This is a genomic window from Streptomyces sp. NPDC102514, from assembly GCF_055584525.1.
In genome coordinates, this window is the sequence record NZ_JBVJLW010000004.1 from 124,957 (window position 1) to 142,188 (window position 17,232).

At 71.5% G+C, this 17,232-nt stretch carries 12 protein-coding genes, 2 tRNA genes and 1 pseudogene; 2 read left to right on the top strand and 13 right to left on the bottom strand.

Annotated elements, in window-relative coordinates; translation table 11 throughout:
* Nucleotides 1–7: 7 nt before the first annotated feature.
* From ACZ60E_RS11950 to ACZ60E_RS11970, 5 genes are all read right to left on the bottom strand, one after another.
* Nucleotides 8–421, bottom strand: coding sequence for an antibiotic biosynthesis monooxygenase family protein (locus ACZ60E_RS11950; protein WP_469439811.1), 414 nt, complete (start codon nucleotides 419–421; stop codon nucleotides 8–10).
* Between the two features lie 119 nt (nucleotides 422–540).
* Nucleotides 541–1,431 (bottom strand): DUF2797 domain-containing protein, encoded by an 891-nt coding sequence (locus tag ACZ60E_RS11955; protein ID WP_469439812.1) that lies wholly within the window; start codon nucleotides 1,429–1,431, stop codon nucleotides 541–543.
* A gap of 82 nt (nucleotides 1,432–1,513) precedes the next feature.
* The gene (locus ACZ60E_RS11960) at nucleotides 1,514–1,969 is read right to left on the bottom strand and encodes a signal protein (RefSeq protein WP_469439814.1); all 456 of its coding nucleotides are present in this window, start codon (nucleotides 1,967–1,969) and stop codon (nucleotides 1,514–1,516) included.
* 351 nt (nucleotides 1,970–2,320) lie between these two features.
* Nucleotides 2,321–2,393: transfer RNA gene (locus ACZ60E_RS11965), tRNA-Arg, on the bottom strand.
* Nucleotides 2,394–2,633: 240 nt separating this feature from the next.
* Nucleotides 2,634–2,724: transfer RNA gene (locus tag ACZ60E_RS11970), tRNA-Ser, on the bottom strand.
* 211 nt (nucleotides 2,725–2,935) lie between these two features.
* On the opposite strand from ACZ60E_RS11970, the gene ACZ60E_RS11975 reads away from it, so the two are divergent.
* Together ACZ60E_RS11975 and ACZ60E_RS11980 are read left to right on the top strand one after the other, a co-directional pair.
* A complete protein-coding gene (locus tag ACZ60E_RS11975; protein ID WP_469439817.1) occupies nucleotides 2,936–3,394 on the top strand; it encodes an SSI family serine proteinase inhibitor in 459 nt (152 codons plus the stop codon).
* Between the two features lie 289 nt (nucleotides 3,395–3,683).
* A complete protein-coding gene (locus tag ACZ60E_RS11980; protein ID WP_469439819.1) occupies nucleotides 3,684–8,177 on the top strand; it encodes a PAS domain-containing protein in 4,494 nt (1,497 codons plus the stop codon).
* A gap of 105 nt (nucleotides 8,178–8,282) precedes the next feature.
* Here ACZ60E_RS11980 and ACZ60E_RS11985 read toward each other — a convergent pair whose 3' ends face one another.
* The 8 genes and pseudogenes from ACZ60E_RS11985 to ACZ60E_RS12020 form a co-directional block, all read right to left on the bottom strand.
* Complete coding sequence (locus ACZ60E_RS11985; RefSeq protein ID WP_469440449.1) at nucleotides 8,283–9,929, bottom strand: long-chain fatty acid--CoA ligase; 1,647 nt, start codon at nucleotides 9,927–9,929, stop codon at nucleotides 8,283–8,285.
* 178 nt (nucleotides 9,930–10,107) lie between these two features.
* A complete protein-coding gene (locus ACZ60E_RS11990; RefSeq protein ID WP_107020495.1) occupies nucleotides 10,108–10,653 on the bottom strand; it encodes a SigE family RNA polymerase sigma factor in 546 nt (181 codons plus the stop codon).
* Between the two features lie 245 nt (nucleotides 10,654–10,898).
* Nucleotides 10,899–11,789: a DUF1906 domain-containing protein gene (locus ACZ60E_RS11995; protein WP_469439822.1), complete on the bottom strand. Its 891-nt coding sequence runs from the start codon at nucleotides 11,787–11,789 to the stop codon at nucleotides 10,899–10,901.
* Between the two features lie 114 nt (nucleotides 11,790–11,903).
* Nucleotides 11,904–13,076 carry a lipid-transfer protein gene (locus tag ACZ60E_RS12000; protein ID WP_384806637.1) on the bottom strand — a complete coding sequence of 391 codons (1,173 nt, stop codon included), beginning with the start codon at nucleotides 13,074–13,076 and terminating at the stop codon, nucleotides 11,904–11,906.
* Between the two features lie 128 nt (nucleotides 13,077–13,204).
* Nucleotides 13,205–13,603, bottom strand: a pseudogene (locus tag ACZ60E_RS12005) (MaoC/PaaZ C-terminal domain-containing protein); the annotation flags it as partial.
* Nucleotides 13,600–14,640, bottom strand: a complete 1,041-nt coding sequence (locus ACZ60E_RS12010) for an acyl-CoA dehydrogenase family protein (protein ID WP_469439825.1) — start codon at nucleotides 14,638–14,640, stop codon at nucleotides 13,600–13,602. The gene ACZ60E_RS12010 and the pseudogene ACZ60E_RS12005, both read right to left, overlap by 4 nt.
* On the bottom strand, nucleotides 14,640–15,716 hold the full coding sequence (locus ACZ60E_RS12015) for a bifunctional MaoC family dehydratase N-terminal/OB-fold nucleic acid binding domain-containing protein (RefSeq protein ID WP_469439826.1): 1,077 nt from the start codon (nucleotides 15,714–15,716) through the stop codon (nucleotides 14,640–14,642). The genes ACZ60E_RS12010 and ACZ60E_RS12015 overlap by 1 nt, the downstream gene beginning before the upstream one ends.
* 89 nt (nucleotides 15,717–15,805) lie before the next feature.
* Nucleotides 15,806–17,101, bottom strand: coding sequence for an acyl-CoA dehydrogenase family protein (locus tag ACZ60E_RS12020; RefSeq protein ID WP_469439828.1), 1,296 nt, complete (start codon nucleotides 17,099–17,101; stop codon nucleotides 15,806–15,808).
* Nucleotides 17,102–17,232: the final 131 nt, after the last annotated feature.

Below are 17,232 nucleotides of genomic sequence, written 5' to 3' on the forward strand. Positions count from 1 at the left end.
CGTACCGTCACTCATGCCCACGCTCGAAACCATGACTCCGCTCGACCTTGGCGACGTGCAACGTACAGCGCTGATACCACTCGGCACGCCCGCGCTTCTGCGCCGCCAGATGCTCGGCGTTGCTCCGCCACTCCTCGACGGCGTCCGCGTCCCGGAAGTACCCGACGGTGATGGACAGCCCGCCCGGCGACCCCGCGTGATCCATTCCGAGATACCCGGGTATCTCGCGGACCAGCTCCTCCATCCGCTCATTGGTCTCGCCGTACTCCCCGAACGCGCCGCCCTCCGTCTTCACCGAGGTGAAAACGACGGCGTAGTAGGGAGGCTCGTAGGCACGGACGGGCACGGGGGAGGAGAAGGAGTCGGGGGAGGCGGGAGAATCGCTAGAGATGAGGGCGGCGGAGGCATCCTGATGGCTCATGTCGCCCACCCTCGATCCGGCCGCCGCACCAAGTCCAGACGGTTTACCAAAGGGGATCTTCAAGGGATCGACTTCTTGACCATCCGGTCACGCCCTGCGCCCTTCAGCCCTTCAGCCCTTCAGAAGAGCCCGTCCTGAACTCCCCCGAACTCCCGCACGGGCACGGTGATGTCCCCGCGCTCCCCCGCACCGGTCGCACCGGTCCCTTCGGTCACCCCGGTCAGCTCCCACCCCGTCATGAGCCGCGTATCGAGCACGACGACCCCCCGCCCGGTCAGCAGATGCAGGTCGGGCCCGGCGGCAGCGATCAGTTCACCCCGCACGACGCCTCCCGGAACCAGCTCGCTGACGACGGCCACGGCCGGCGGCAGCCCGTCGAGCCCGAAGGCGTCCGTGTGATCGACGGCCTCGAACGGCATCCGCTGCAAAGCGTCCGGCCACCCGTCCAGCCCCACGGCGAGGGCGTGCAGTTCCCGCACCTCCGCCGCCCGTACGTCCCTCTCCGGCAACGCGCTCCGCACGGCCCGCTTGGCGTCGTACGCGATCCGGTCCGGCACCCCCAGCGCCGTACGCAGCAACTCCTCACTGCGCCGGGCGGACATCAGCGGCCCCCGCCCCAGCCAGGTGAAGGCGACGGCGCCCTGCTCCAGCAACCGGGCCGACCCGCGCTCGACGGCGGTGATCCCCACCTTGACCATCCCGGGTCCGAACCACGCCAGATAGACGGAGTAGGGCCGGGGGTCGTCGGCGATGGTGTCCGCCGCGACGGAGTGGGCCCGGTCCAGCCGTGCGCACTCCTCACAGCGGGCCCCGACACTGCGCCCGGACACCGCGGCCCCCGCGAAACAGCTGTGCCCGCGCGCCCCCACACACCGCCGCTCGCCCCCGCCCACAACGGCGAACGCGACCTGCTTCCCCCACGGCAACACACTGCGACGCCCCCCGTCCCAGACCAGCACAGGCCCCGCCCCGCCCCACCGAAGCCCGCTGCATTTCCACACCTGTGCCATCACTGACGAGCCTAGAGGCAGGCACTGACAACGGACCGCCGCCGGCTGCCGGCTGACCGAAGATCCCGTGCCTGCCGTTCGCCTACACGGCATCCACGGTCAGGGAGTAGTCCACACCGACGGAGAAGTCCTGGGCCTGACCACGAATCGTCAGTGTGTGCTTCCCGGGCTTCAGCGGGGGCAACTGGACCCAGAGGCCGCACCCGGTGGTCGTGTAGCGCTCGTCCGTTCCGGTGACGGGGTTGAAGGCGACGCCCTGCACGGAGATCGACTCTCCTCGGCTGCTCTGCGCCTTCACCTTCTCGCCGTCCAGGGCTGCGGACCCCTTGGCCGTGCTCATGAAGCTTGTGCAGGCCGCCGGGTCGCCCAGCAGGTTCACCAGGGGAAACGCGACAGGGACCCCGCCGGGGACGCTGCAAGTGCGCTCGGCCCGAGTGCCGAAGGTACCTGCCAGGAACCACACGTCCTCGGGCTGGTTGCGCTCGCAGTCACTCCCGTCCTCGTCCGCGACCGGGTTGGTGCCTTCGGGCTCCGACATGGCCCATGTCCACCAACGGCTCTGCAGATCCTCAGAAGAGAGACCGGCCTGCGCCGACCACGGTGCGCTTGAAGCCGTGGAGGTCGAATCCTCCGATCCCCCGGCCGAACTGCGCCCACATCCCACCAGTGTCGCCAGGACCATGGTCATGACTGCCACTCTGCCGGTCTTGATCTTCATGGGTTCCCCTCCCGTGCTGCGCACGTGCCACGACCCCCCGGTCGCCACACGGTGTGCGCGGACCCTGTCCGCGAGCCGACCGAGCCCCTTGGACCACGGCTGCCGTACTTCGCTGCTGTACGCCCCAGAAACGCAAGAAGCCCCGGATCTCTCCGGGGCTTCTCATCTGTGTGCACTCGGCAGGATTCGAACCTGCAACCTTCTGATCCGTAGTCAGATGCTCTATCCGTTAAGCTACGAGTGCTTGTGTGTTCTGTTGTGTTTGCTCTTCCCTCCGGACTTTTCTGCCCGGTTGGCGTTGCGGGAACAACATTACATGACTGGCGGCGTGAGGCGAAATCCGTTTGCCGGACCCTGTCTGACCTGCGGAAACGACCCCCTGGCGGCCCTCGGACGGCTCCCGGCGAGACCCCGTGGAGCGTCGGGAACGATCAAGGAACGACGAAGCCCCGGTCGGAAACGACCGGGGCTTCGTGATCTTCTGCGGAGGCGGAGGGATTTGAACCCTCGATGGGATTGAAGTCCCAAACCGCATTAGCAGTGCGGCGCCATAGACCGGACTAGGCGACGCCTCCAGCACAACCATCCTCGCCTGCGCGAAATGGTGCGTGCAGATGATGACACAGCCGAGCGGGCTGTCACCAATCGCCCCCCACGGTACTAGGCGGAAAGCCCCGAGGGCAAAGCCCTTCCCCCCGGCGCAACGTCCGGGCCCGGACGGCGTTAGAGCAGGCGTCAGAGCTGTCTCCAGGGCAGTCGATCAGAACCGTCGTCAGGGGAGCCACCATGCTGCGCCGCATCGCCCTCACCGTCGCCACCTCCGCCGCCGCCTCCTTCGCGGCGCTCTCCGGGGCGCCGGCGGTCGCGTACGCCGATTCGTTTCCCCTCGTGCCGCCGCCGGTCAGCGACGCGGACCGGAGCGACCACCTCACCGTGACGGTGAGCGGGGCGGGCGCGGGCCGCGACGGAAAGTTCGAGCTCGACTGCCATCCGGCGGGCGGCAGCCATCCCCGGGCACAGGCCGCCTGCGACTACCTGGACCGGAACACCTCGTGGGGCAAGAGCCCGTTCGCGCCCCCGCAGGAGCGCGGAATGTGCACGATGCAGTACGGCGGTCCGGCCACCGCCCACGTCACGGGCACCTGGGCCGGCCGCCCCGTCGACGCGAACTACGGGCGCGGTGACGGGTGCGAGATCTCGCGCTGGAACGCCCTCGTGCCCGTCCTCCCCGATCTCGGCGCCTAGAGGGAGCGAGGAGCGGAGGGCCGGAGGGATGGACGCATGGAGCAGGGCTCGTCGGCGGGGTCAGGCGGATGTGTGGGACCGCGTGGCGGCCGGGGCGGCGAAACGCACGGTCACAGGTTCTCCAGGCCTTCTGCGTGCGTTCTGCGTCCCCTCTACGTGCGACCTCCCTCTCATCCGGCGTCGCGAGCGCAACCACTGCCCGTAGACTCCCTCGCGTGACACGTCGCGGCCCCGTTGGCAAGATGGCTACCGCGGTCGGCAAGGTGCGGTAACAGGGAGGAAGCGTCTCGTGAGCAGCAGGCCATCCCGAGGCGCTGCTCGCCTCGCAGCCATACTCGACGCACTTCCCGACGCGTTGGTGCTGGTCAACGCCAACGGAACGGTCGTCAACGCCAACACCATCGCCCTGGAGGCCTTCGAGGCCCCGGGCACCGCGCTCGTGGGGCGCGGACTGCTCGATCTGCTGCCGCAGTTCGACTCCCGGCTCATCCCGGGCACGATGCGGCGGGCCGAGACCGTCGACGAGAACGGGCGCACCCGGCCCACCCGGATGATCGCCCGCCGCACCGACGGCAGCGAGTTCCCCGTCGAGGTCACCAGCGCGAACCTGGAGAACGGGCAGCAGGCCTACGACGGTTACGGCTACACCGGCGACGAACTGCTCATGATCGTCGTACGGGACCTCTCCGGCACCGTCGACACCGAGGCGGAGCTCGCACGCTCGCAGCGGCAGACGGAGATGATCCTGCGTGCCGCCGCCGAGGGCGTGGTGGGCACGGACACCGAGGGACGGGTCGTCCTCGTCAATCCGGCCGCGGCGCAGATACTCGGCTTCCGGGCCAGCGACCTCGGCGGGCAGGAACTGCACCCGCTGATGCTGCACTCGCGCGCGGACGGCGAGCCCTTCCCGTACGAGGAGTCGCCGCTCGCCGACACCCTGCGTTCCGGGCGCAAGCACCGGGTGCGCGGGCAGGTGCTGTGGTCCAAGAGCGGCGACCGCGTGCCGGTCGACCTGACCACCGCGCCGGTGCGGGACGGCGACCAGCTCGTCGGGGCCGTGATGACCTTCACGGACCGGCGGCCGTACGACGCGCTCGCCGAGGAGAAGGACGCCGAGGCCGAGCGGCATCAGCAGGAGCTCACGCAGGCCTCCGAGACGCATGCCGAGGAGCTGGCCGCCCTCCGGGAGGAACACGCCGGGCAGCTCGCCGAGCTGCGCGAGCAGCACGAGGAGGAACTGGCCGCCGGGGACGACCGGTACGCGGCCCTCGCCGAGCGCGAGAAGGACCGTTACGAGGCACTGTCCGCGCGCCACGAACAGCTCCTGGCCGTTCTGGGGCGCTCCCTGCGCGGGCCCCTCGACCAGCTGCGCGGCGAACTCGCGACCCTCGCCGCGGACGACGCCGGACAGCTGTGGCCCGAGGCCAACCAGGTGCTGCACCACCTCTCGGCCGGCTACTCGCGCATCACCACACTCGTCGACAACGTGCTCGCGTACCAGCGCCTCGACTCCGGTACCGATGGCGTCACCCGTACGAAAGTGATGCTGGACGCGGTCGTCGCCGCCGGCGTCGACGGGGCCGTCGAGCTGATCGGGCCCGGGCGGGTGCAGTTCGCCGTGCACGCGCCGCCCATCGAGGCCGAGGTCGACCCGCAGCGCCTCGCCACCGCGCTCGCGCACCTCATCGCGGATGTCGCGGGCGTCGACTCCACGGGCAACTCGCCGGCCTCGGCCGGCGGCTACATGGACAACACGGTCGTCGTGGCCGCCGCGCAGCGCGGTGAGGGCGTACGGATCGAGGTACGCGGGCCGTACGCCGGGGGAGACCCGGTGCACGAGCCCATCGTGCGCGGGATCGTGCGCGCGCACGGGGGAGTGCTGCAGACGCACGAGGTCCCCGGGATGAGCGGCAGCGCGTTCGTTCTCGAAGTACCCATCGGCGGCGGGGCCGGGTCGGTCCCGGCCGCCGTTCCGACTGCGGGCGCCCTTCCCGCGGTGGGTCCGGGTCCAGGTCCGGACGGCCCTCCCGCCGCGGAAGCGAGTACGGGACCGGGTGCGGGAGCGGCCTCCGGCGCGGTCGGTTCCGCGCTCGCGCTGCCCGAGCAGGCTTCCTCCCAGGGCGGTGGACGGCGGCGGGCCCGGCGCGCGTCCGTCGACGCCTTCCTGGAGAGCGAGGTGGGGCCCTCGACGGAGACGGCCGTACCCACCGGGCGGCGCAGGCGTGCCGCGGAGGCCGCGGGGCAGCCCGCGCTGCCGGCCCAGGCCGCCGCGGACGAGAGTGCTTCCGAGGGCAAGGGCGCGACCGGACGGCGGCGTGGGCGGCCGAGCCCCGTCGAGGGCGGCGGCTCCGGGGGCGGCGTCTCCGAGGGCGCGGTGGTGACCGCCGCCGAGCACGCGGCCGGTACCGCGGCCACCGGGCTGGGGGCGACCGTGCCTCCGCAGGGCGTGCCCGCGCCCGCCGACGGACGCCGTGCCCTGCAGGACGGCGGCCGACAGGCCCTGCCGGCCGCACTTCCCGCAGCCGCGCCCTCCGGGCCGGGCGCGGGTTCGGGTTCAGCTGGGGACTCGGGTGAGAACTCCGACGGCGACGGCGGTCAGCCGACCGGGCGGCGTCGGCGTGCGCTGGCCGCCGCGGCGGAGCGTGCGGCGGCTCAGGAGGCCGGGCCCCGCGCGGTGTTCGCGCTGCCGCCCGCCGAGGCGGACCGCTCGCCCGAGTACGCGGCGCAGTCCGCCGAGGGCCACGGCCACGGTCAGGCAGCGGCAGCCGGCGGACGCCATGATGTCGCCCTGCGCGATCCTGCCGACGATCACACTCCGCCCCAGCCGCATCCGGTGCAGGCGCCCAGCGGACGCCGGCGGGCCCGGCAGCCCGCGGGCGAGGCAGCAGGTGCGGGCGTGGGCGAGGTGGCTCCGGACGGGGCGGCCGGGGTTCCCGGGCAGCAGCCGATGCCGGGCCATCTGCCTCCCGCGCAAGCCGTTCCCGCCCCGGAGGGCGCTCCCGCTCAGCCCGCCCTCGGACAGGCCGTACCTGGACAGCCCGCACCCGGACCCGTACCTGGTCAGGGGCACCCGGGACACGGCGTCCCTTCGGCCGTGCCTGCCATGGGTCAGGCCGTGCCCGCGCAGGGCATCCCCCAGCCGGCCGCCCCCGCTCAGGCCCTCCCGCCGCAGGCAGCGCCCCTCCCAGGGCAGGCCCTGCCACCGCAGGCCGCTCCCGGGCAGGTCGCCCCGGCCGGTCTCACCGGACCCGTGGCACCCGCGACGGCCGAGGGCTCACCGGGTCACGTCGGAGCCCCGGCGCCCGGCACGCCTGCCCAGGAAGCCCCCGCGGGTCCCGCACAGCCGCAACCGCAGCAGCAACCGCAGACGCCCGCCGCCGGGATTCCGAACGCGGACCCGACCGCGCCCCCTCAGCCCTGGCCCGGCGCGGCCGATACGTCCGGCGCCGGAGTCCCCGTACAGCCGGAGGCCGCCGCCGCGCCGCAGCCATGGCCGGGCACGGCCGATACGTCGGCCGCTCCTGAGCCCGTGGCGGCCCAGGAACAGCCGCGCACCGCACAGCCCTTGCCCGCGGAAGCGGCGGCGCCTCCCGTGGACCCCAACTCGACGCAGGGGCGGGCGATCAGCGTCCGTACGCTCGGGCAGGGTGTCCCGTTCGGCCGCCGCATGATCGACGCGCAGCAGCCCAAGCCCGGCCGGACGGCGTCTCCCGCCCCCCAGGCCCACGCACAGGCGCAGGCGCAGCCCGTGGCGCCGGGAGGAGCCGCGCCGCAGCCCCAGGCGCCTACGCCTCCCCCGCACTCGACCAACGGCTCCGGGCGGCGCCGCAAGCTCGGCACGCGGCCCGATCCCGCGGCCGAGCAGACGGACACGGCGGCCCGCTCGCACCCGGGTGGCGGCCAGCAGTCCCGGCTCGCCCACACCACCGAGGGCACCGGCCGTTCGTACGCCATAGGAGCACCGGACCAGAACGCCGACGAAGGCCCCGAGCCGCTCGACGGCCCCGGTGGCGCGGTGGAGGTCGCGAACCAGCCCCACCCCCAGCCGATGGACGACGAGCTGCCCCCGGAGCCGCTGGACAATCCGCGTCGGCTGCTCGTCTGGCCCGCGCCGGACATCACCACGCAGCAGGCGCTGAGCGACCGCGGCTACCGGCCCGTCATCGTGCACTCACGCGAAGAGGTCGACGCCCAGATCGCCGCCTTCCCGGCCGCCCTGTTCGTCGACCCGCTCACCGGCCCGATCACGCGTACGGCACTCCAGTCGCTGCGCCAGGCCGCCGTCGCCGCCGAGGTACCGGTCCTGGTGACCGCCGGCCTCGGTCAGGCGACCCGCGAGGCGGCGTACGGCGCCGACCCCGCCGTACTCCTCAAGGCGTTGTCTCCGCGTGACAGCGAGCAGCACCCGCCGCGGGTTCTCCTCATCGAGGAGCACGCGGAGATCGCGCTGGCGCTGACCTCGACGCTGGAGCGGCGCGGAATGCAGGTCGCGCGGGCCTCGTCCGACGAGGACGCCGTCACGCTGGCCGGGCAGATGCGGCCGAACCTGGTGGTGATGGACCTGATGCAGGTACGCCGCCGACGCGCCGGGATCGTCGACTGGCTGCGCGCGAACGGCCAGCTCAACCGCACCCCGCTGGTCGTCTACACCGCGGCCGTCGACCAGAGCGAACTGCCGCGGCTGGCCGCGGGGGAGACGGTGCTGTTCCTGGCCGAGCGATCGACGAGCGCCGAGGTGCAGGACCGGATCGTGGATCTGCTGGCTCGTATCGGTACGAACTGAGCGACGAACTGAGCGTCGGCTCAACCAGGCGTACGCACAAACGGGTTGGGGCGTTGTTTCACGTGAAACAACGCCCCAACCCGCACTTATCGCCTGCCGTGACCGTCAGAGCTGGGTGACGTCCAACTCGCCCGCCGCGTACTGCCTGCGCAGCACCTTCTTGTCGAACTTGCCGACGCTCGTCTTCGGCACCGACTCGATGATCGTCCAGCGCTCGGGAAGCTGCCACTTGGCGATCTTGCCCTCGTCGGCGAGGAAGGAGCGCAGGGTGTCGAAGTCGGCGCCTGCGCCTTCCTTCAGCACGACGGTGGCGAGCGGGCGTTCGCCCCACTTGTCGTCCGGGACGGCGACGACCGCCGCCTCGGCGACATCAGGATGGGCCATGAGGGCGTTCTCCAGGTCGACCGAGGAGATCCACTCGCCGCCGGACTTGATGACGTCCTTGGCGCGGTCGGTGAGGGTCAGGAAGCCGTCGGGGCTGATCGTGCCGACGTCACCGGTCTTGAGCCAGCCGTCCTCGCTGAACTTGTCGTCGGGGCGCAGGGCTTCGGCGCCCTGACCGCCGTAGTACGCACCCGCGATCCAGGGGCCACGCACTTCCAGCTCGCCCGCGGACTCGCCGTCCCAGGGCAGCCGTTCGCCGCCCGGGCCGGTCAGGCGCGGCTCGACACCGGCGGGGAAACGGCCCTGGGTGAGCCGGTACGCGAACTCCTCGTCCGATCCCGCCTCCACATGGGCCGGCGGCCGCGCGATCGTGCCGAGCGGCGAGGTCTCCGTCATGCCCCAGGCGTGACAGACGCGCATGCCCAGCTCGTCGAACGCCTTCATGAGGGCGGGCGGACACGCGGAACCGCCGATGGTGACCTGGGTCAGCGAACTCACGTCACGCGGCTTGCCCTTGAGCTCCGCGAGCAGCCCCTGCCAGATGGTGGGGACGGCGGCGGCGTGCGTGGGCCGCTCCTTCTCGATCATCTCGGCGAGCGGTGCGGGCTGCAGGAAACGGTCCGGCATCAGCACGTTCACGCCGGTCATGAACATCGCGTGCGGCAGGCCCCAGGCGTTCACATGGAACTGCGGGACCACGACGAGGGAGGTGTCCCCGTCGGTGAGTCCCATGGACTGCGTCATGTTGACCTGCATCGAGTGCAGGTAGATGGACCGGTGCGAGTAGATGACGCCCTTGGGGTCGCCGGTCGTGCCGGAGGTGTAGCACATGGCCGCGGCCTGGAGTTCGTCCAGCGCGGGCCAGTCGTAGCTGTCCGGCTTGTCCGCGATCAGCTCCTCGTACTCGTGCACCTGCACACTCGCCCCGTCGAGCAGCGAGCGGTCACCGGGGCCGGAGACGACCACGTGCTCGACCGACGTGAAGTGCGGGAGCAGCGGGGCGAGCAGGGGGAGCAGCGAACCGTTGGCCACGATGACCCGGTCGGCGGCGTGGTTGACGATCCAGACGAGCTGCTCGGGAGGCAGCCGCAGGTTCAGTGTGTGGAGGATCGCGCCCATGGCCGGGATCGCGTAGTACGCCTCGACGTGCTCGGCGTTGTTCCACATCAGCGTTGCGACCCGGTCGTCGTCCCGGACTCCGAGGTCGTCGCGCAGGGCGTGTGCCAGCCGTGCCGTCCGTGCCCCGATCTCGGCGAACGAACGCCGGTGCGGCTCGGCCTCACCGGTCCAGGTGATCACCTGAGACGACCCGTGGATCGTCGATCCGTGGGTCAGGATCCTAGAGATCAGCAGCGGTACGTCCTGCATCGTGCTCAGCACGGCGTCCTCCCGGGGGCGACATTGCCTACGCGGTAGTAAGGGTTGGGCTGATTCTGCTCACATACCGCGCGGTATGTCACTACTCCTGGGTGATCGATCACATCACGGCAAGCATTGCTTGCCCAGTCCTGCGCTCTGTGTTCCGCTCCGTGCCCGCCCGCGCCGGTCAGCGCACGGGGCCCAGTTCAGGGTCCTCACGGAGCTTGCCCAGCGCGCGCGACACGGCCGACTTGACCGTTCCGATCGACACGCCCAGCACCTCCGCCGTCTGCGCCTCGCTCAGGTCCTCGTAGTACCGCAGGACGACCATCGCCCGCTGCCGCGCGGGCAGCTTCATGATCGCGCGCCACATCGCGTCGTGCAGCGCCTGCTGCTCCGCCGGGTCCCCGGCCGGCGGAACCTGCGGTTCCGGCATCTCGTCGCACGCGAACTCGTCGACCTTCCGCTTGCGCCACTGCGACGTCCGCGTGTTCAGCAGCGCCCGCCGCACATATCCGTCGAGCGCCCGGTGGTCCTCGATCCGCTCCCAGGCGACATACGTCTTGGTGAGGGCGGTCTGCAGCAGGTCCTCGGCGTCGCACGGGTTCGCGGTCAGCGAGCGCGCGGTACGCAACAACACAGGTTGGCGAGCCCTCACGTACGAGGAGAACGACGGGTACGCATGGGTCCGCGTCGCCACGTTCGAAGCGCTGGTGCAGACGGGTGTGGTCATGGCTCCACGCTAGGATCGCCCCTACTCCAGCGGATCGGCCGCAGGTCCCGAAGCCGTGTCCGCCTCAGGTTGTAGGAGGGGGGCAGGCCCCACCTCCTGAAGGTGGACACGAGGCTCACGACCCTTGAGGGTTCACCCCTGAGAGACGGGCCCCCGCGCACTCCCAGCGCAGTAGCCCGGCCTCCCGCATGGTGCCGGAGTAGTACGACCGCGCACCAGGGCCGCCGCACGGCACCCCCGACAGCTCACTCGACGCGTGCGACGGGCGCGTGCATCAGATTGCGGTCGATCAGCAGCGTCCGGCCGCCGTGCCGCTCCCGTACGTTCCCCGCGTACTGGTGGATGCGCCGCGCGGGTGCCCACGCGGTCTTCCGCAGGACGGGCTCACGGTGCAGCCCGTTCTTCACGCCCCATCGCGCGAACCACACCACCGACGGAAGGTCCCGTACCCCGGCCCGCCGCGAGCGCTCCATGTGGGCGACGCCCGACGCGGCGCTGCTGTAGAACCCCGGCAGATACCCCCGGCGCGACACCTCACGGTTCCACCCCCGCACGAACAGGAGCGTGGTCCGTGCGCACTTCTTGTTCCGGTACGCATAGGCCTCCATGTCCAGGAAGAGCGGGCTGCCGGGGCTCATTCCGAGCGCCTTCGCCCTCTTCACCGCGTCGCGGGCCTCCGTCGTCCCCTGCTTCCAGGGATGCCGCCCGATCCGTACGTTCTTCTTGTGCCGCGCGAACACACAGGTCGACTGCGAGCCCACGTACAGCGGCAGCACCCGCCAGCCCTGGTCCCGCACCGTCCGCATCCAGCGGTGGCTCAGATGGGGCTGTGCCCGGCAGGCCCGCCCGCGCCCGCCGAAGTAGACCCCCACGGCCCGGTACGGGGACGCCCGCCATCGCCTCATGGTGTCCGCGGACGGCGCCCGGCAGGTGTCGAACGCACGGCCCTTGAACGTGAGCGCCTTGGGTCTCGCACCGGACTCCCGGACGACTGACTCGCGGTACGGGGAATCCACCGGTGCGGCGGCACCCGGCGACCGGGGCCCCGCCTGTGCCGGTGGTGCCGCCGTGAGCCCCAGCAGGAGCAGCACGAATCCGAATCCGACGATCATCTTGTGACATCGCAGCCAACGCATAGGCCGAGTCAACGGCCCCGCCCTCGCTGCAGGGCCCGGACACGCGCCACGTTCATCCGTCCGCCCCGCAATCAGCCCCGATCGTCCGAACCGGGGATCGGGCGGACCCCCGGATCAGGCCCGGTCGTCGGAACCCAGGATCAGCCCCGAGGTCGGAACGCCCGTCCCCGCCGTCACCAGCACCCGGCGGGCTCCGGGTATCTGGTTCACGGCCGAACCGCGCAGTTGCCTGACCCCTTCCGCCACTCCGTTCATCCCGTGCAGATACGCCTCCCCGAGCTGTCCTCCGTGGGTGTTCAGCGGCAGCCGCTCCTCCGCCACGAAGTCCGCGGCCTCACCCGGCTTGCAGAACCCGAACTCCTCCAGCTGTGTCAGCACGAACGGCGTGAAGTGGTCGTACAGGATCCCGACGTCGATCCCGGCCGGCGTCAGCCCCGACGTACGCCACAGCTGCCGCGCCACCACACTCATCTCCGGGAGCCCCGTCAGATCGTCCCGGTAGAAGCTGGTCATCTGCTCCTGGGCCCGCCCCGCGCCCTGGGCGGCCGCGACGATCACGGCGGGCGGACGCGGAAGGTCGCGCGCCCGCTCCACCGAGGTGACGACCAGGGCCTGTCCGCCGTCGGTCTCCTGACAGCAGTCGAGCAGCCGCAGCGGCTCGACGATCCAGCGGGACGCCGCATGATCCGCGAGCGAGATCGGTCTGCCGTGGAAGTACGCCGCCGGATTGGTCGCCGCGTACTTCCGGTCGACGACCGCGACCTGCCCGAACGCCTCGGAGGTCAGCCCGTACGTGTGCAGATAGCGCTGGGCCGCCATCGCCACCCAGGACGCGGGCGTGAGCAGTCCGAAGGGCAGCGCCCAGCCGAGCGCCGCACCCTCGGCGGACGGCACCCGGTGCTGGACCCCGGAGCCGAATCTCCGCCCGGACCGCTCGTTGAACGCCCGGTAGCAGACCACCACGTCGGCCACCCCCGAGGCCACAGCCAGCGCCGCCTGCTGGACGGTCGCGCAGGCCGCCCCGCCGCCGTAGTGGATCCGGGAGAAGAACGACAGCTCGCCGATACCAGCCGCCTGGGCGACGGTGATCTCGGGGCTGGTGTCCATCGTGAACGTCACCAGGCCGTCCACATCGCCCGGTGTGAGCCCCGCGTCGTCCAGCGCGGCCCGCACCGCCTCCACCGCGAGCCGCAGCTCGCTGCGCCCCGAGTCCTTGGAGAACTCGGTGGCCCCTATCCCGACGACGGCCGCCCGTCCACCGAGGCTGTCCTTCCTCAGCACACTCATGGCCGGACCTCCGGGCTGGTCGCGGTTGCCTCCGGCGTCGTGGCGGTCGCCTCCGGGATGGTGCCTGTCGTCGCCGGGGTGGTTCCTGTCGTCGTCCGCGTCACCGGTTCCGGTACGAATGCCGGTTCCGGAACCGTGACCGTCACCGTGCCCGTGACGTGGTTGCCGAGGCTGTTGGCGCCGACGACCCGAACCGTCGCCGTGTCGCCGCGGACGTCCTCCACCACGCCGGTCAGCACCATGGTGTCGCCCGGATGGTTGGGAGCGCCCAGCCTGATCGCCACGCTGCGCAGCACGGACCGGGGCCCGAAGTGGTCGGTGATGTAGCGCCCGACCAGCCCGTTGGTCGTCAGGATGTTCATGAAGATGTCCGGCGAACCTTTCTGCCGTGCCGACTCGGCGTCGTGGTGCACGTCCTGGTAGTCACGCGACGCGATCGCCCCGGCGACGACGAGCGTGCGGGTGATCTCGATCTCCAGCGGTGCCAGCACATCGCCGATCCGCGCCGGCCCGACCTCGGTGGTCATACGTCCCCCTCGCCCTCTCCCTCGCCGTGCACGATCGACTCCCCCAGTTCCTGGAGCAGTTCGCTCCCGCACCCCAGGTACGCGTCCAGCTGCCGTCCCCACAGGAAGTGCCGGTGCACGGGATGCTCCAGGTCGGCCCCCGCACCGCCGTGCAGATGCTGCCCCGCGTGCACGACCCGCTGTCCCGCCTCCGACGCCCACCAGGCGGCGGTCAGCGCCTGCGCGGCATAGTCCAGCCCCTCGTCCCGCCGCCAGGCCGCCTCGTACGCCGTGACCCGTATCGCCTCGGTGTCCATGTGGGCGTCCGCAGCACGGAGTTGGACCCCTTGCTTGGCCGCGAGCGGCTGCCCGAACTGCTCGCGGGTGTTGGTGTACGCCACGGCTCTGGCGACCGAGCCCGCGCACACCCCCGCCTGCAGCCCCGCGAAGGCCGTGCGTGTGGTGGCCAGCACGTCGTCGTACGCGTCGACGCCACCGAGTCGTTCGGCCGGGGCGGCGTCCAGGGTGAGGCGTCCGGCCGACCACGGAGCCGTCAGCTCGACGGGCTCGCACCGGGCGTCGGCGGTCCGTACGAGCCACAGCCTCTGTTCCTCGTCGGTGACCAGCACGTGCGTGGCGTCGCGGAGCCACGGCACCACGGGGGCCACCCCGCTCAACTCGCCCGGCGCGGCTGCCCGTACCGCGGTGTCGGGCAGGGCGCCCGTCATCACGACCGACCCGTCCGCGATCCCCGGCAGGAGCCGCTCCCGCTGTGTCGCCGAGCCGTGCGTCGACACCGCCAGCAGCCCGTAGACACAGCTCGCGGCGAACGGCACCTGGGCCGTCGTCCGCCCCTGTTCCTCCAGGAGGAGCACCAGCCCGAGGAGCCCGATGTCCTGGACGGCGGCGGGCAGCCCCGCCTCGCACAGCGCCTTCCACAACTCCGTGTCGCTGCCCGTCCCCACGGCGGTCAGCCGCTCGTGCGTGGACAGGTCGCCGAAGATCCGCGCGGCCAGCTCGCGGGCCGCCGTCTGCTCCTCCGTCGGCGTGAAGTCCATCAGCCCCCGCTCCCCTCGACGGCGCGGAAGACCGGCAGCTCCAGCTCCTCGTCCACCCGCGCGAACTCCAGCCGCACCGGCATCCCGATCCGCACGCGGTCGTACGGCACCCCCACCACGTTGCTGATCATCCGGACACCCTCGACGAGTTCGACCAGGCCCACCGCGTACGGAGGGTCGAAGGCCGGGAAGGGCGGGTGATGCATCACCACGTACGAGTAGACGGTCCCCTCACCGGCCGCCTCGACCGTGTCCCACTCCAGGCAGCCGCAGGAATTGCACCCCGGCAGCCAGGGGAACCGCAGGGTCTGGCACTTCTCGCAGCGCTGGATGAGCAGCCGGTGCCGGGACACGCCCTCCCAGAAGCCGGCGTTGTCGCGATTGACCACGGGGCGGGGTCGCTTGGGTCGGAGGGCGAGCGCGGCTTCTGCGGTCGGCGCCAGGGCTGCTCCGGACGGCGCCTGGGCCTCTCCGGTGGGCGCCACGGCCGCCCTGGTGGGTACCTGGGCCTCCCCGGCATCCGCCACAGCCCCCTTGGCCGCCGTCGCCGCCCTGCCCGTCGCGCCGTCCGTCCTGCGCCGCCCCGCAGGTACGTACTTGAGGATGCGGAACCGATGCGTCCCCGCCGGCTCGCCCCCTGCCCGTACATCCGTCCGCGTCGTGACGAAGTACCCCGTGCCCAGCTTGGTCGTCTTGCGCTCGGAGACCGACTCGATCACCGAGTCGAAGGTGATCCGGTCCCCCGGGCGAAGTGGCCGCAGATACTCCTGCTCGCAGTCGGTGGCGACCACCGAGGTGTACCCGGCGGAGTCGAGCAGGCCGAGCATCTCGACGTACGCCTCCGAGCGTCCCCCGTGGCCGGAGAGCCCTCCCATCGTCCAGGCCTGGAGCATGGTGGCCGGCGCGACGGCGTCCGCACCCGCATACGCCGGATTCGTGTCTCCCATCGCCTCGCACCAGTGCCGGATCATCGGTTCGTTGACCAGGTCCTTGCCGACGCCTCCGACAGCCGTCAGCCCCTCGTAGGTCTTCAACCGCGCGTGGATGTCCTCGTATCCCCCCTCGGCCACGTCCACGGACACCACTCCCTCCCCGGACGCGGCCTTCTCACCCGCCGCACGCCTCTCGCCCGACGCACCCCTCTCTCCTGACATCGCCCGCTCGCTCACCGCCGCCCCCTCGTCATCCCGAGCCGCATCGTCGCCACGATCTCCCGCTGCACCTCGCTCACCCCGCCCCCGAACGTGTTGATCTGTGCCGCCCTGTTCATCCGCTCCAGCTCGCCGTCCCCGAACACCCCCGGCGAACCGGCCCGGACCAGCGCGTCCGATCCGACGATTTCCTGACACATTCGATACACCGCGACGGCCGATTCGGTTCCCACGACTTTCACGCCGCTGGCATCACCGGGGGCCAGCCGACCGGCCCCCACATCACCCACCAAACGCCAGTTGAGCAGGCGCGTTGCCGCCAGCCGGGCATGTACCTCGGCCAGCCTCGAACGCACCCACGGCTCGTCAACCCTGCGCCGCCCGGTCACCCGATCGGGGACGCGGGCGGCGGCCAGCGCGGCCAGATAGAAGTCCTCCGCCTGCATACCGAGAGCGGCGAGCGCGACCCGTTCGTGGTTCAGCTGGTTGGTGATGAGCCCCCAGCCGCCGTTCTCCTCGCCGACCAGGCGGGAGGCGGGGACCCGGATCCCGTCGTAGTAGGTGGCCGTCGTGGTCAGCCCGCCCACCGTTTCGATCGGCGTCCACGAGAACCCGGGCGCGTCCGTGGGGACCAGCAGGATCGAGATGCCCTTGTGTTTCGGCGCGGCGGGGTCCGTACGGCAGGCGAGCCAGATCCAGTCGGCGCGCTGGGCGTTGGAGGTGAACACCTTCTGCCCGTCGACGACCCATCCACCGCCGGGCTCTTCGTCGAGCCCCGCGCGCTCCTCCCGCCCCTCACGCCCGTCTTGCCTCTCACGCCCCTCTTGGCCCAAGCGCCCCTCAGAGCCGCCGACCCGCACGGCCCGTGTCCGCAGCGAGGCCAGATCCGTACCGGCCGACGGCTCGCTGTATCCGATCGCGAACACGAGTTCTCCGCGCAGGATCCGCGGCAGGAAGTAGTCCTTCTGCTCTTCGGTGCCGTACTTCATGAGCGTCGGCCCGACCGTGTTCAGCGTGACCATGGAGATCGGGGCGCCCGCCCGGCAGGCCTCGTCGAAGAAGATGAACTGCTCGCCAGCGCCTCGCCCTTGGCCCCCGTAAGCCTCCGGCCAGCCGATACCGAGCCATCCGTCGGCGCCGATCCGCCGCAACAGCGTCCGTTGCCCCGCGGAACCGGTACCGGAACCGATACCGGCAGCGGTGCTGGGGCTGGGGCCGGCAGGAGCAGGCCCCTCCGGCATCAGTTCCCGGAAGTACGAACGGAGTTCGGCGCGTAGTCGTCGCTGGCGTTCGGTGGGGGCGAGATGCACGACGACGGCCCTCCCGGACCTCGTACGAACAAGGGTTTCTGACTGTCCGTCAGATACATCCCACTGTCAAGGTTCAAGGTCGCCCGACGGACCGGCCGCAGGAGCACGGACCGGCCGCAGGAGCGCTGACG